Here is a 13,110-nt window from a genome sequence, read left to right on the forward strand (position 1 = left end):
GTGCGGGCGCCGCATGGGCCGCGGCGGGTGCGGGCGCCGCATGGGCCGCGGCGGGTGCGGGCGCCGCATGGGCCGCGGCGGTGAACGGCTCGTACTGGCCGTGAGGCGTGGTCGTCATCGTCGGGTCCTCGTCGTGTTCGTCGTGTTCGTCGTGGTGGTCGTCGAGCTCGTCGCATGCGGATCGCCGAAGGGCAGGGCCCGCAGCTGCACGGTCGCGTCGCCGTACGGGTCGGCGGGCGAGGCGGCAGATGGAGCGGCAGGCGCGACGGCCGCCGAAGGTGCGTCCGTGCGCCGGTCGGGGAACACCCACGCGCGGAAGAGCAGGAAGCGCAGCACCGTCGCCGCGAGGTTCGCGACGATCAGGACCGCCAGCTCCGTCCCGTGTGAGGGGTTGCCGCCGACCGTGTCCAGTGCGGCCAGCGAGCCGCTGGTCAGAGCGAGACCGATGGCGAAGACGACGAGGCCCTGGGCCTGGTGGCGTACGGCTCGCTCCCGGCCCCGCACCCCGAAGGTGAGCCGCCGGTTCGCCGCCGTGTTGGCGACGGCGGACACCAGCAGTGCCGCGGCGTTCGCGGCCTGCGGCCCGGCTCCCGCCCGGAAGACGGAGTACAGCAGCAGATAGAAGAGCGTGGACAGCGCCCCGACCACGCAGAAGCCGACCAGCTGCCGGGCCAGCCCGCCCGGCACACCGGGGAGCTGCCGGTCCCTCGGGTCGTCGCCGAACGGCCGGGCGAGCCGGTCGAGCGGCAGCGCGCCCACCGCCAGCGCCCGCCCCACCCGCCACACGCCCTTGAGGTCGTCGACCGCCGTGGTCACGATGTGCACCGTGGAGTCGGGGTCGTCGACCCAGTCCACCGGCACCTCGTGGATCCGCAGCCCCGCCCGCTCCGCGAGCACGAGCAGCTCGGTGTCGAAGAACCACCCGGTGTCCTTGACCATCGGCAGCAGCCGCTGGGCCACATCGCGCCGTATCGCCTTGAACCCGCACTGCGCGTCCGAGAAGCGCGCCGCCAGCGAGCCCCGCAGGATCAGGTTGTAGGCCCGCGAGACGAACTCCCGCTTCGGGCCGCGCACCACGCGCGACGCCCGGGCGAGCCGGGAGCCGATCGCCAGGTCCGAGTGCCCGGAGATGAGAGGTGCCACCAGCGGCAGCAGGGCGTTGAGGTCGGTGGACAGATCGACGTCCATGTACGCGAGTACGGGCGCGTCGGACGCGCCCCAGACGGTCCGCAGGGCCCGCCCGCGGCCCTTCTGCTCCAGCCGGTACGCGCGTACCCCGGGAATCGAGGCCTCGAGTGCCGCCGCCACCTGCGGCGTGCGGTCGGTGCTCGCGTTGTCGGCGACGGTGATCCGGAAGCCGTACGGAAAGGTCCGCGCCAGGTGGTGGTGGAGCCGCCGTACGCACGGCTCCAGGTCCTTCTCCTCGTTGTAGACGGGAATGACCACGTCGAGTACGGGCGTGCCCGCCATGCCCACGGGCAGATGCTCCCGTGCCGGCAAGGTGCCCGTTGCAGTGTCGGTTCGCATGGCCCGACTCTCGCCGGGGCTGCTGTCACGGCCGTGTGCTGAGGCTGTGCGCCGTCTGTGAGCCGGGAGCCGTGGCCGCGCCCGGCAGGCATACGGAGAAGACCGTGCAGCCCGGCACGCTCCGCACGCCCACCGTGCCCGCGTGCGCGGCGACGACCGCTTGCACGATCGCCAGGCCGAGGCCCGTGGAGCCGGCCGCGCGCGAGCGCGACGCGTCGCCGCGCGCGAACCGTTCGAAGACATGCGGCAGCAGCCCGGACGGGATGCCGGGCCCGTCGTCCCGGACCTCGACGGCGACCGCCGACCCGCGGTCGAGCGGGCGGACCCGCGCCGTGACCGTCGTCCCGGGAGGCGTGTGCGTACGGGCGTTGGCCAGCAGATTGACCAGCACCTGGTGGAGCCGGGCCCCGTCACCCCGAACCGTCACCGGCTCGTCCGGCAGCTCGAGACGCCAGACATGGTCGCGCCCGGCCGCGCGGGCGTCGCTCACCGCGTCCACGACGAGCATCGAGAGATCGGTGCTCTCGTACGAGAGCGGCCGGCCCGCGTCGAGCCGGGCCAGCAGCAGCAGGTCCTCCACGAGGCCGGTCATCCTGGTCGCCTCCGCCTCGATGCGTCCGAGCGCGTGCCGGGTGTCGGGTCCGGTCTCCTCGCGGCCCCGCCCGCGGCGCGTCAGCTCGGCGTACCCGCGGATCGAGGCCAGCGGCGTGCGCAGCTCATGGCTGGCGTCCGCGACGAACTGCCGTACCCGCGTCTCGCTCTCCTGCCGCGCGTCCAACGCGGAGTGGACGTGGTCGAGCATCCGGTTGAGCGCGGCACCGACCTGGCCCACCTCTGTGCGCGGATCCGCCTCCGCGTCCGGCACCCGCTCGTGCAGCGCCACCTCACCACTGTGCAACGGGAGTTCGGAGACCCGGGTCGCGGTCGCGGCGACCCGGCGCAGCGGCCGCAGCGCAACCCCGACGAGCGTCCCGCCCGCCAGACCGGCGGCGACGAGACCGGCCCCGGTCACACAGATCTCGACGACGACGAGGGTGCCGATGGTGCTGTGCACCTCGGCGAGCGGTACGCCGACCAGGAAGGTGCCGTGGCCGCCGGCGATGTACTCGACGCGGTAGTCCCCGAGTCCCGGCAGCGCGACGGTGTGCGCGCGGTCGTCGCGCGGCACGGCCGCCAGCGCCGACTTCTCCGCCTCCGACAACGCCCGGTCCGTGACCTCGGGACCGAGATCGTCCGAGTCCTGCTGGGCCGAGACGGCCCCGTCGCCGAGCGAACCGTCGGCCACCACCTCCACGCCGACCGTGCCGATCGGCGCGCCGCCCACGGTGACGAACCGCAGCGCGTCGTCCGGCGACCGCGGCCCGCGCGGGGCGTCCGGCGGCGGGCCGGCCGCCCGCATGGCGATGGAGTGCAGCTGCTCGTCCTTCTGCCCGTACAGATAGCTGCGCAACGCGACCGTCGTCACCGTGCCGATGACCGCCGCGACGACCGCGATCAGCGCGACCGCGGACACCACGAGCCGGGTCCGCAACGACCATCTCCCGCGCATGCGGTCATTCACCGGGCTTGATCAGATACCCCGCACCGCGCCTGGTGTGGATCATCGGGGACCGGCCGGCGTCGATCTTCCGCCGCAGATAGGAGATGTAGAGCTCGACGACATTGGCCTGACCGCCGAAGTCGTACGACCACACGCGGTCGAGGATCTGCGCCTTGCTCAGCACGCGACGCGGATTGCGCATCAGATAGCGCAGCAGCTCGAACTCGGTCGCGGTGAGGTGGATCGACTCACCGCCCCTGGTCACCTCGTGGCTGTCCTCGTCGAGCGTGAGATCCCCGACCGCGAGCACGGACTCGCTGCGTACGGCGGCGGCAGCGCCCGAGCGCCTGATCAGTCCGCGCAGCCGCGCCACGACCTCCTCCAGGCTGAACGGCTTGGTGACGTAGTCGTCGCCGCCCGCCGTCAGCCCCGCGATCCGGTCCTCGACGGCGTCCTTCGCGGTGAGGAACAGCACCGGTACGTCGGGGAGTTCACGCCGCAGTCTGCCGAGGACCGCCAGCCCGTCCATGTCGGGCAGCATCACGTCCAGGATGACGGCGTCGGGCCGGAAGGCGCGCGCCGAGCGCACCGCACCCGCACCGTCACCGGCGCTGCGCACCTCCCACCCCTCGTAGCGCAGCGCCATGGAGAGCAGCTCGGTGAGGGACGCCTCGTCGTCCACGACGAGCACCCGGACGGGGCCGCCGTCCGGCCTGCGCAGATCGGTACGGCCCTGGGGAGAGGTGGTCGTCGTCATGGTGATCCACCCTGGGACCCGGCCGTGAGAGCGACCTTTCCCTTTCCTGTGAATTTCCTGAGAACCGTTCCTAATCAGTGAGCAGGAGTGAGTCTTGGACCCAAACCTGTTCAACTGGCGCATTCCGAACGGTTGTGGATGCACTGGTCACCCGCGTTCTCGCCGCGTCCGGCGACACGGATCGTGTCCGTGGTCCGGGGATGCGGAGGCGGGTTTCCTCACGCCCGCGGGTGCCGTGTCCGGCCTGGGCGGTCCGATGCCCCACACGATCGCTCTGGTCGTGTGGGGGCGGTGCCGTCCGTCGCCGGACGCGGTGTCCGAGAGCGCGTCGCCCGATCGCGACGCCAGCGGCGTCGTGGCGGGTGGTCTTGCGGTTCTTGCTGCTGAGGGGCTTCTGCCAGTGCTCGGCGCCCCAGCGGGAGGTGTAGGCGGGGTCGACGACGACGATGCTGATGCCGAGTTCGGCGGCCATGGACACGAGCCGTGCCCGCAGTTTGGCGACGGGCATGCCGGAGATCAGCTTGCGGAACCGCTTCCTGCGGCCGTGCTTCTCCCGCGTCTTCTCCGCGCCGAAGTCCAGGTCCTCGATCGCGATGGCGACGTCTTCACGCCGTGCCCAGTGAAGGAGGCGGGTGAGGGCGTGCCTGACCTGGGCGTCCCGGTACGTGGCCGGCCCGTCGAGGTCGTAGAAGAATCGGCGGGGCTCACCCATCGGGTTGCCGTGCTCATCCAGACGCCATGCTGCGAAGTGGTCGGCGTTGGTGTCCACACCGATGAGCCCGTTTGCCCTGGCCACGGCCAGGGGAACGGTCTGGACCGGGGGAATCGTCCACGATGCGGTGAGATACCAGCGGCCCCGGTCCACGTCCAGGTGGATGCGGTAGGCGATAGCACGGTTCGCCGCTACGCGGTCGGCCCACTCTTCACCGCGGTGCCGGAAGTCGATCCGGCCGTCGAGCACGTACCGGCCGCGCGGGGCGTTGGCCAGGTATGCCAGAGGAGCCGGGAGCTTGATGCCGACCTCGCCGTCCAAGCTGACGCGGATGGTCTCGTTCCCGAAACGCTTCCCTGACTCCCCGTCTGCCTGGAGGAACCAGCGTTCGGCATCCCAGCGCTCGCGCCACTCGTGCTCGGTGAGCTGGGCAGCTTTGAGATTATGCCGTTTGCGAGCCAGTCGCTTCCCGCCCCGCACCACGTGCACGACACCGGCCTCACGGTCGGACCGCTCGCGTTCCAGCCGGTCTTCCAGCACATGCAGGCGCCGGGTCTTTTGGAACCACTCCTGCTTCGTGCGGTAGCCACCCGGCGCCCGCTTCGTGCCCTTCTGTCCGACCGGCTGGGAGAGGCGGTGCGCGATCGTGCGCACCCCGGCCTCAAGGTTGTGGATATGGGCGAGGTGGGCACGGCGCGCCAGGCCCCACTGGTCGTGGGTGGTCTTCGTGATACTCCCGGCCCAGCGGGAGGACGACTCCTCGGTCAGGGCCCGCTTGCGCTCCGCCCACTGGTCGCTGCCGTGATCGGTACCCGCCCGGCAACGTGCCTTGAGATCGGCACAAGCCAGCGAACTCAGGTGTGCGCCCACCAGGGGCAGCACCTCACGGTCCCGCTGGGACATGCCCTTGATGCTGGTGCGGGTCGCCACCCCGGACGGGCCTCGCGCGACGAACGGCGCCTCGATCGTGCGCAGTGTGGAGTCAGCCATGCTCGGCGGCCTCCAAAGCCTTGCGGGCACGGTTCTTCGCCGACCGGCGACCGTACAGGCGAGCACAGAACGAGGTCAGCACCTCCACCATGTCGCGCACCAGGTCGTCCTGGACCTCGCCATCATCAAGGACCACGAGGCGGCGCCCATGCGCGGACAGGGCGGCTTCGACAAGTTCGGTGTTCATCCGGCCCAGCCGGTCCTTGTGCTCGACCACCACTGTGGTCACGCCCGGATCGGCCAGCAGCCGCTTGACTTTGGGGCGGGCACCGTTCATACCGGATGCGATCTCGGCCTCCACGCGCACCACCCGGTGGCCGGCCTGCGCCGCCCACTGGGACAGCCGGGCGACCTGCCGTTCCAGGTCGGTCTCCTGGTCAGGGGAGGAGACACGGGCATACAGGCCCAGCCCGCCGATCGCCTCGGGCGCCGCGTTGACCTCCACGTTAACGAGGATTGTTCGCGGGCCGACCCGCTGAGCCGGTACCGGCAACGTCCCTTCGCGGAACCAGCGATACGCGGTCTGCGGATGCACGCCCTGCGTCTTCGCCCATTCCGTGAGATTCATGCCCTGACAACGACACTCACTCATACAGGGTTACGCTCACTCACCCGACTTTGAAGAACAGCAGTTGAAGACCCTCTCGGGGCCGAGAACCGTCTCGGGGCCGAGAACCGGGTCAGGGCCGGGGACCGGCTCAGGGCGTCACGGCGAAGAGCCGGGCGCCGTTCTCGTAGCAGACCGCTCGCAGCCAGTCGTCCCCGAGCTCCAGGCGCTCCAGCGCCTCCAGCTGGTGCAGATACGGATACGGGATGTTCGGGAAGTCCGTCCCGAACAGCACCCGATCCGCGAGCTCCGCCAGCCGTCCACGCTCGCTCACCGGGAACGGGCTGAACCGCTCGCTGAAGTCCGTGAACGCCATGGTGGTGTCCAGCCGCACCTCCCCGTACCGCTCGGCGAGGTCGAGGAAGTCCGTGTATTCGGGCATCCCCATGTGCGCCACGATCAGCGACAGCCGCGGATGGCGCGCCAGGAGCCGGCCGATGGGCTCGGGCCCCGTGTACTTGCCGGGCGCCGGGCCCGACCCGCAGTGCACCACCACCGGGATCCCCGCCTCCGCGAGCAGGCCCCACGCCGGGTCGAGTCGCGCGTCGTTCGGGTCGTACGCGCCCACCTGGATGTGCGCCTTGAAGACGCGGGCACCGGCCTCGACGGCCTGGCGTACGTACCGCTCGACGCCGTCCTCCGGGTGGAGCGTCGCCGTGTGCAGGCACTCGGGGGTCCGGGAGGCGAAGTCGGCGGACCAGCCGTTGAGCCACTCGGCCATGCCCGCCTTGTGCGGATAGAGCATCGACGTGAAGGCCCGCACCCCGAACCCCCGGAGCACGCCGACCCGCCGCGCCTCCTCCGCGCGGTACATGATCGGCCACTCCATCCCGGTCAGCGGCCCCACGGCGTCGAAGTACGCCCACACCTTGTCGAGCACCCGCTCGGGCATGAAGTGCGTGTGGACATCGACGAGTCCGGGCAGCCCGAGCCGCTCCCAGAAGGCCCGTACCGCCCCGGCCTCCGCCTCACTCCCGCTCAAAGCTGTAACCCCGCTCCACCTTGCCGACGTGGACGCTGTAGCGCCGGTACCACTCGGCGCGTCCCCGGCGCTGAGCGCTCTGATGCTCCAGGTTCTTCCGCCAGGCGGCAATGGCCTCCTCGTCGCGGAAGTAGCCGACGGTGATGCCGAGCCCGCCGGGTGTGCGCGCCGACTCGTACCCGAGGTAGCCGGGCACCTGCTCGACCAGCTCCTGCATACGGGCGGCGGTCTCGTCGTAGCCGCTCGGATCCTCCTGCAGGTGGGAGGTGAACACGACGGTGTAGTAGGGCGGTTCGATCCCCGCCACGAGGTGATCGCTCATGAAGAACACCCTCCGACGTGCGCCGATGTGGTGTCCAGGGCCGCGGCACAAAGGGATCCAAGCCTTTACTCGGCGGTACGGCTACCCGGTGCGTGCGATACGCGGGTCGGCGGTACGCCGGTCAGAAGAGCCCGTCCTGGACCCCGTGCGGCAGCTCGTCGACGGCCACGGTGAGGCCGGCGGTCCGTTCGGCGCCGACGAGCTCCCATCCGGAGAACAGGCGAGTGTCCAGAACGATCACCCGCTCCTCACCGGTCCGCAGATGCAGATCCGGCCCGGCGGCGGCGATCAGCCGTCCCGCGACGGTCCCGCCGTCGACCAGTTCCCGGACCACGCCCCAAGCGGCCGGGAGCCCTTCGAGCCCGAACACCCCCATGTGGTCAACGGCCTCGAATCCGATCCGCTCCAGCGCCTCGGGCCACCCCTCCAGCGCGACCGCCCGCGCGTACAGCTCCGTGATCTCCCCGGCCCGCTCGTCCGCCCCGGCCGGCAGCACCGCACGCACCGCGCGCTTCTGCGCGTACGGGATCCGGTCCGGCACCCCGAGCGCGGCCCGCAGCAGCTCCTCCGTACGCCGCGCCGCCATCAGCGGCCCGCGCCCCAGCCAGCTGAACACCACGGCACCCTGCTCCAGCAGCCGCGCCGCACCCCGCTGCTCGGCGGTGATCCCCACCTTCACCATCCCCGGCCCGAACCAGGCCAGATACACCCGGTACGGCCGCGGATCGTCGGCGACCGTGTCGGCGGCCACCGAGTGCGCCCGGTCCAGCCGCGCACACTCCGGGCACAGCCCTCCCGTACTCCGCCCCGGCACGACGGCCCCGACGGGGCACACATTTCCCCGCGCCCCTGTGCACTGTCTTTGCCCGACTGCCCGGAACGCGATGTCCTGCCCGTACGCAAGCGTGCTCGTCCGCCCGGATCGCCCGGATCGCCAGATCAGCCCCGGCGGCGTATGGGCCCAGCTCAACCCTCTGCACTGCCACGGCATGGTCCGGCTCCCGTGCGGCCGCGCCCTACGCCTTTTCGCCGTCGGCGGGCTTCGCTTGCTGCTCGGCGACGAACGAGCCGAGGCCGACCTCAGCGCGGATGAGCCCTTCCGTCTTGAGGTGGGCCAGCGCCTTCTGCGCGGTCGACGCCGCAATCCCGAACTCGGAGGACAGCTCCACGACCGATGGCACCCGGGCACCCACGGGGTACTCGCCGTCGGCGATGCGGGTGGCGATGGCGGCGGCGACCTGCCGCCAGACGGGACGGGTCCGATCAAGCTCCGAGCTCATGCGGTGGACGCTAAAACACCGCCGTCTACCGCGCGACCGCGGTAGACTTCAGTAGACCGCGCAGCTGCTGCGCGAAAACCAGTGACCCCCGCGACGGGCAAACGTCCGGGGGCACGGCCATCAGCCGACCGAAGAGGAGCTGACGACATGACCGACCTTATCCGCCGCCTCATCGCCTTACCGCGCCTCCTGCTCAAGCCGAACGGCAGACCGCATCCTTCGCCTCCGCTCCGGCATCACCCCCGTCGACAGGCCGTTCTCCCCACCCACCGCAGCCCGTACGGCATCGGCAACGTCACCCTGCTCGACGCGGAGGCGGGCCGGCTGGTCCGCCCGTATCTGACCGCGCACGACCAACGCGCGCGGCTCCGCGAACTGGTGTCGGCCGGCGTGGGGTTGGACACGCCTGGTCCGTACTGGATCCACGGCGTGGAGGTGGCCTGATGGAGCGGCCACTGGAACACGCGCCGCCCGAGGCGCGCCTGCTGCCCTGGTCCGGCCCCGAGGGCAAGCCCTGCTTCCTCATCACGGACGACCACGGCGGCCCCGTGTCCCGCGTGGCCGACGCGATGGAGTCCATCCACCTCGGCATGGGCACGGAACTCCTCGCCCACGCCCGCCGACTGCTACCCGACGCCCCCACCGGCGAGCTGCGCTACCTGGCCGAGCGGTTGACCGACGCACTGGACGCCGTCCTCCGCGTGGCGGAGAGCCGCGGCCGACGCCTGCGCTGAGCAAGGAACGGGCGAGGGCCTTCTCTTCCGCACGGCAGGCCCTGGCCCGGTACGGTCCTGCCATGGCAGCCAGAATCACCCTGACCCTCGATTGCGCGGATGCGCGGCTCCTCGCCGCGTTCTGGAAGACGGCTCTGGGCTACATCGACGAGCCGCCGCCTCCTCCGTTCAAGACCCGCGAGGAATGGCTCGCGCAGTTCGACCTGCCGGAGGACGACTCCGAGGACGACGGCGCGTGGCTCTGCGACCCGGACGGCATCGGCCCTCGCCTCTCCATCCTCAAGGTCCCCGAGCCCAAGACGGCGAAGAACCGGCTCCACATCGACGTCCGGGTGCCCGGGCACGGCAGCCCCGACGAGCGCTGGGCGCGGATCACGGCGGAGTCCGAGCGTCTGGCGAAGGCAGGCGGGACCGTCCTGGAGGAGTTCGAGGGACACCACGTGATGATGGCCGACCCGGAGGGCAACGAGTTCTGCGTCGCCGCGGCCTCTGCGTGACGCGAGGCGCCCCGGCCTACGGCTGTGGACCGGCCGCTTCCCGTCCGGGCGATCCATCCACTCAGCTGCTGTACGCCCCAATGCGAGAGGCCCCCGGATCATCTCCGGGGGCCTCTCGGGTGTACCCGCAACCTGTGATCCGTACCTCTGACCGGATCGGCCGGCGGCGGTCGTACCGGTCGCTTCACGGCCCGGGAGGGACGCTTCCGGACCGGTGCCGTTGCCGGGGTTGCGGTACGACGCTGCCGTGCATCACTCAGAATTCAGCGTCGCTGTACCACTCATCGACGTTGTTGAGCTTCAGTCTCACGTCGGTCATGAAGACGACTCCGGTGCCGACCCACTTCGTAGGACCGAAGCAGCCTCGGGTGGCACCGGGGCCCAGAGTCGACGGAGCGCAGTCCTCGTCACCACCGGGAATGTTGGTGCTGATCGCTCCCTCGATGTTGACCTTCGCGCTGGACTTGTTCTGCACGACCAGGACGGCCTGTGCGTAACCGCCCGCGTTGCGCACGTGGCACCATTTGTAGTTGACGTTGTACGAGACCTTGTGGTGCTTGTAGCCGGGGCCGCAGCTCCACCACTCGTTGGTGCTGACTGTCTGCCACTTCTGCTCATCGGCGCTTGCCGGTGAGGCAGTGAACGCCAGGGCGCTGGCCATGACGGCTGCGGCCACTGTAAAACGCTTGAAACGCATGCTTTCGGTTCCCCTCCCGAAGAATCTCTCCCGCTCCGTGGTCAAGAAGCGGTTCGTGCACATGACGGGGGGTCACCCGTCCTACGCACGCCCGGTGATCATAAGACAGTGTTTTCCCGCGGTCGGCCCTGGGGCGGCGTCACGCGATCTGTCACAGACCTCGGCGTTCGCCGACCGCATCGACTCGGGCGCGGAGGGACACACTTTGCCGACCGATTGCCGGGAACGGGAAGGCGACAAGGCCGCGCGGGTGCCCAGTTCTGCTCTTGATGACCGGTCCTGGCGCGGCGCAAGCTGATGGTGCAGGACTGGCCGCGCGGCTGGAGCCGCTGCTGACCGACGCCGCACCCGCCTGCGGGCGGAAGGAGATGCTGCGTGCGGGGCGGGAACAGGCTGTGCCTTGGGCTGGCACGCCTCTTGCTTGCTGCGATGGTCCGCAGGTGTCCGCGCCTGTCTGCCGGTGGTCGTCGGCGTTGTCACGCAGTCTGACACTCACCCGGCGGTGGCCGCTTCACTCCTCCCCGGTGGGAGCAGGGACGATAGTTGACGCTTCAACGAAACCCTTGCTACTTTCGTCCGCGTGACCGACAGGCCCAACTTGTGTTTGCTTCTTTCGTGAGGCCGGTCGTTGACGCAGTCCGGGATTTGCTACTTATCGAAGCAAATACTGCTTGAGTAACTTTCAAACAGAAGTGGCCTCATGAGCTTTTCACTGATCGAAATGCCGCCCGACGACCCGCGTTGGAACAAGCGTGGAGCGGTCTACGTGCCGTCAGGGCAAGGCCCGACGGTGTGGGCCGCAGGTGACGTCTACACCATCAAGGCGACAGGTGCGCAGACGAACGGAGGTTTCGGTTTCATCGAGGCGACGGTTCCGGCGGGCGGCGGCCCGCCGGCTCACGCCCACCCAGAAGAGGAGGAGACCTTTTACATCCTCGACGGTGAACTGGAATTTCTCGACGGTGACCACACCTTCACAGCTGTGGCCGGCGACTTCATCCACATACCCCGGGGGGTCCGCCACCGCTTCCTGAACCGGGGCAACCACGCCGCAAAGATGATCTTCATGTTCACCCCTCCCCGCCTGGAGCAGATCATCGCCGACCACGCTTTGCCTGTCCGCCCTGGCGAGGCTCCCCCGCCGCTCGACGACGATCAGATCGAGCGGTTCGACCTGATGGCCCGAAAGGCCAGGACGATCATGCTTCCGGAATCTTCCTGACAGAGGCGCCTCGGCGCGAAGGACATTTCCTCAATGGGGGTGTTCTGGCTAACGATCTTGAGGGTGAGGGCAGGGAGCGCCACATCGGGCCGTGACGTGAGTTGGGCAAGTTGTGACGCAGGCCTGGGCCTGTGCGGCCTCTTTCCATCCTGCCTGTCCGACATTTTCCGCGCACATTTCGGCGAGTTGCTCGATGAACTCTGAGCTTGGGAATCACAGTTCTTTCAGGCCGTCTGGCGTGTCGTACCTCGGCGCATACCGCCGGTCAACGTCCGGCAGCGGCCGTCGTTGACCGTGGTTATCCCCCCGTTCTGGTGCGCATCTGGTGCGGGTCGGGCCGGGTCACTCGTCGTCGGACAACCAGTCCTGTGCGTGCGCGATGGCAGCACCTCTTAGTTCCTCCGTCAGCTCCCCCGTCGCCGTGACCTCCAACGCGCTGGCTGGTGCGTCAAACGGCCTCGACACGACGATGAGAAGTCCTTCTGGGCCGATGCCCTCGAACTCCACGCTCCAGCGGTCGAGCAATACGTCTGTGACTCGGACGACGTAGTAAGGCCGGCCGGCCAGCGTCACATCTCCCATACCGGCACCCCCTCTGCGTGAACGTACCTGGACGCCACGTCCGGCAACACCGCTTCAGGAGCGAGGTGGTGCGATCTCTGGTCTGACCAGCGGGTTCCCTGCCTTCGGCGGGGTCCGGCGGCACGGCCCCTGCGCACCCCGATTCCCCGTGAGTCCCCCTCTGTTCTGGCACGAATGTGGCACGCCCGCTCTTCGTCCCGAAGCAATGAGGGCGGCTGTGTGACCTGCGAACGGGCCGCACGTGACCTGCGCGAACTGTCCGAGAGGGTCCGTGGATGTATGCCTCGGTGCGGGGCCGTTGTAGCGCAGTTGGACACTCGGTCGGTGCCGTGCGCCGTGGGTTACACCACACCTCCGGACGGGACCAGGGACGCCTCATATGTGCCCAGACCCGATCGGCCTATGCGGCTGTGCTGCTGGTTGCCCACCGTGCGAGCGTGAACGTGGGCTGCGTGATGGCGGGCGGCTGATGCGCCGGTGCATTCAGCGGACAGCCTGCTGCGGCGGGACGTCGGCTGTCCCTTCCAAGCCCCGCACGTACCAGGGGGCAGGAGGAGAGCCATGAACCAGCGTGTCGTCTACACCCGTGGCGGATCGCCCGCCGAGGTCCTGACGGTCATCGAGGAGCCGGAGCCGGCAGCGCCCAAGCGCGGTCAGGTCC

The 13,110-nt window shown here is 69.8% G+C and carries 15 protein-coding genes; 4 read left to right on the forward strand and 11 right to left on the reverse strand.

Annotated features, from left to right (window positions below):
* Nucleotides 1-114: 114 nt before the first annotated feature.
* From ABT078_RS41445 to ABT078_RS41485, 9 genes are all read right to left on the reverse strand, one after another.
* Nucleotides 115-1,527 carry a bifunctional glycosyltransferase family 2/GtrA family protein gene (locus ABT078_RS41445; RefSeq protein WP_351237462.1) on the reverse strand — a complete coding sequence of 471 codons (1,413 nt, stop codon included), beginning with the start codon at nucleotides 1,525-1,527 and terminating at the stop codon, nucleotides 115-117.
* 25 nt (nucleotides 1,528-1,552) lie between these two features.
* A complete protein-coding gene (locus ABT078_RS41450; protein ID WP_351237464.1) occupies nucleotides 1,553-3,076 on the reverse strand; it encodes a sensor histidine kinase in 1,524 nt (507 codons plus the stop codon).
* Nucleotides 3,077-3,080: 4 nt separating this feature from the next.
* Nucleotides 3,081-3,824: a response regulator transcription factor gene (locus tag ABT078_RS41455; protein ID WP_351237466.1), complete on the reverse strand. Its 744-nt coding sequence runs from the start codon at nucleotides 3,822-3,824 to the stop codon at nucleotides 3,081-3,083.
* Between the two features lie 70 nt (nucleotides 3,825-3,894).
* The gene (locus tag ABT078_RS41460; protein ID WP_351237468.1) at nucleotides 3,895-5,526 is read right to left on the reverse strand and encodes an IS200/IS605 family accessory protein TnpB-related protein; all 1,632 of its coding nucleotides are present in this window, start codon (nucleotides 5,524-5,526) and stop codon (nucleotides 3,895-3,897) included.
* Nucleotides 5,519-6,094 carry an IS607 family transposase gene (locus tag ABT078_RS41465; RefSeq protein ID WP_351237470.1) on the reverse strand — a complete coding sequence of 192 codons (576 nt, stop codon included), beginning with the start codon at nucleotides 6,092-6,094 and terminating at the stop codon, nucleotides 5,519-5,521. The genes ABT078_RS41460 and ABT078_RS41465 overlap by 8 nt, the downstream gene beginning before the upstream one ends.
* A 130-nt stretch (nucleotides 6,095-6,224) precedes the next feature.
* On the reverse strand, nucleotides 6,225-7,115 hold the full coding sequence (locus ABT078_RS41470; RefSeq protein ID WP_351237472.1) for an amidohydrolase family protein: 891 nt from the start codon (nucleotides 7,113-7,115) through the stop codon (nucleotides 6,225-6,227).
* Nucleotides 7,102-7,437 (reverse strand): antibiotic biosynthesis monooxygenase family protein, encoded by a 336-nt coding sequence (locus ABT078_RS41475; protein WP_351237474.1) that lies wholly within the window; start codon nucleotides 7,435-7,437, stop codon nucleotides 7,102-7,104. The genes ABT078_RS41470 and ABT078_RS41475 overlap by 14 nt, the downstream gene beginning before the upstream one ends.
* A gap of 121 nt (nucleotides 7,438-7,558) precedes the next feature.
* Nucleotides 7,559-8,428, reverse strand: coding sequence for a DUF2797 domain-containing protein (locus tag ABT078_RS41480; RefSeq protein WP_351237476.1), 870 nt, complete (start codon nucleotides 8,426-8,428; stop codon nucleotides 7,559-7,561).
* 25 nt (nucleotides 8,429-8,453) lie between these two features.
* Complete coding sequence (locus ABT078_RS41485; protein ID WP_351237478.1) at nucleotides 8,454-8,717, reverse strand: GntR family transcriptional regulator; 264 nt, start codon at nucleotides 8,715-8,717, stop codon at nucleotides 8,454-8,456.
* Between the two features lie 147 nt (nucleotides 8,718-8,864).
* Between ABT078_RS41485 and ABT078_RS41490 the strand changes: the two genes are divergently transcribed.
* From ABT078_RS41490 to ABT078_RS41500, 3 genes are all read left to right on the forward strand, one after another.
* Nucleotides 8,865-9,161, forward strand: a complete 297-nt coding sequence (locus ABT078_RS41490) for a hypothetical protein (RefSeq protein WP_351237480.1) — start codon at nucleotides 8,865-8,867, stop codon at nucleotides 9,159-9,161.
* The gene (locus tag ABT078_RS41495; RefSeq protein ID WP_351237482.1) at nucleotides 9,161-9,451 is read left to right on the forward strand and encodes a hypothetical protein; all 291 of its coding nucleotides are present in this window, start codon (nucleotides 9,161-9,163) and stop codon (nucleotides 9,449-9,451) included. Before ABT078_RS41490 ends, ABT078_RS41495 begins: the two co-directional genes overlap by 1 nt.
* Before the next feature lie 62 nt (nucleotides 9,452-9,513).
* Complete coding sequence (locus tag ABT078_RS41500; protein WP_351237484.1) at nucleotides 9,514-9,948, forward strand: VOC family protein; 435 nt, start codon at nucleotides 9,514-9,516, stop codon at nucleotides 9,946-9,948.
* A gap of 256 nt (nucleotides 9,949-10,204) precedes the next feature.
* Here the strand turns inward: ABT078_RS41500 and ABT078_RS41505 are convergent, their stop codons facing one another.
* Nucleotides 10,205-10,645 (reverse strand): hypothetical protein, encoded by a 441-nt coding sequence (locus tag ABT078_RS41505; RefSeq protein ID WP_351237486.1) that lies wholly within the window; start codon nucleotides 10,643-10,645, stop codon nucleotides 10,205-10,207.
* Between the two features lie 700 nt (nucleotides 10,646-11,345).
* On the opposite strand from ABT078_RS41505, the gene ABT078_RS41510 reads away from it, so the two are divergent.
* Complete coding sequence (locus tag ABT078_RS41510; RefSeq protein ID WP_351237488.1) at nucleotides 11,346-11,867, forward strand: cupin domain-containing protein; 522 nt, start codon at nucleotides 11,346-11,348, stop codon at nucleotides 11,865-11,867.
* Between the two features lie 342 nt (nucleotides 11,868-12,209).
* Here the strand turns inward: ABT078_RS41510 and ABT078_RS41515 are convergent, their stop codons facing one another.
* On the reverse strand, nucleotides 12,210-12,449 hold the full coding sequence (locus ABT078_RS41515; RefSeq protein ID WP_351237490.1) for a hypothetical protein: 240 nt from the start codon (nucleotides 12,447-12,449) through the stop codon (nucleotides 12,210-12,212).
* Between the last annotated feature and the right edge of the window lie 661 nt (nucleotides 12,450-13,110).

It is taken from the genome of Streptomyces sp. NPDC002133 (assembly GCF_040296405.1).
Taxonomy (GTDB): domain Bacteria; phylum Actinomycetota; class Actinomycetes; order Streptomycetales; family Streptomycetaceae; genus Streptomyces.

What these genes read in the sequence shown, in the direction of transcription:
- ABT078_RS41475 (WP_351237474.1), bottom strand. Translation starts at nt 7,437, where the DNA reads ATGAGCGATCACCTCGTGGCGGGGATCGAACCGCCCTACTACACCGTC.
- ABT078_RS41480 (WP_351237476.1), bottom strand. Translation starts at nt 8,428, where the DNA reads ATGCCGTGGCAGTGCAGAGGGTTGAGCTGGGCCCATACGCCGCCGGGG.
- ABT078_RS41510 (WP_351237488.1), top strand. Translation starts at nt 11,346, where the DNA reads ATGAGCTTTTCACTGATCGAAATGCCGCCCGACGACCCGCGTTGGAAC.
- ABT078_RS41490 (WP_351237480.1), top strand. Translation starts at nt 8,865, where the DNA reads ATGACCGACCTTATCCGCCGCCTCATCGCCTTACCGCGCCTCCTGCTC.
- ABT078_RS41460 (WP_351237468.1), bottom strand. Translation starts at nt 5,526, where the DNA reads ATGGCTGACTCCACACTGCGCACGATCGAGGCGCCGTTCGTCGCGCGA.
- ABT078_RS41485 (WP_351237478.1), bottom strand. Translation starts at nt 8,717, where the DNA reads ATGAGCTCGGAGCTTGATCGGACCCGTCCCGTCTGGCGGCAGGTCGCC.
- ABT078_RS41450 (WP_351237464.1), bottom strand. Translation starts at nt 3,076, where the DNA reads ATGCGCGGGAGATGGTCGTTGCGGACCCGGCTCGTGGTGTCCGCGGTC.
- ABT078_RS41505 (WP_351237486.1), bottom strand. Translation starts at nt 10,645, where the DNA reads ATGCGTTTCAAGCGTTTTACAGTGGCCGCAGCCGTCATGGCCAGCGCC.
- ABT078_RS41500 (WP_351237484.1), top strand. Translation starts at nt 9,514, where the DNA reads ATGGCAGCCAGAATCACCCTGACCCTCGATTGCGCGGATGCGCGGCTC.
- ABT078_RS41465 (WP_351237470.1), bottom strand. Translation starts at nt 6,094, where the DNA reads ATGAATCTCACGGAATGGGCGAAGACGCAGGGCGTGCATCCGCAGACC.
- ABT078_RS41455 (WP_351237466.1), bottom strand. Translation starts at nt 3,824, where the DNA reads ATGACGACGACCACCTCTCCCCAGGGCCGTACCGATCTGCGCAGGCCG.
- ABT078_RS41495 (WP_351237482.1), top strand. Translation starts at nt 9,161, where the DNA reads ATGGAGCGGCCACTGGAACACGCGCCGCCCGAGGCGCGCCTGCTGCCC.
- ABT078_RS41445 (WP_351237462.1), bottom strand. Translation starts at nt 1,527, where the DNA reads ATGCGAACCGACACTGCAACGGGCACCTTGCCGGCACGGGAGCATCTG.
- ABT078_RS41515 (WP_351237490.1), bottom strand. Translation starts at nt 12,449, where the DNA reads ATGGGAGATGTGACGCTGGCCGGCCGGCCTTACTACGTCGTCCGAGTC.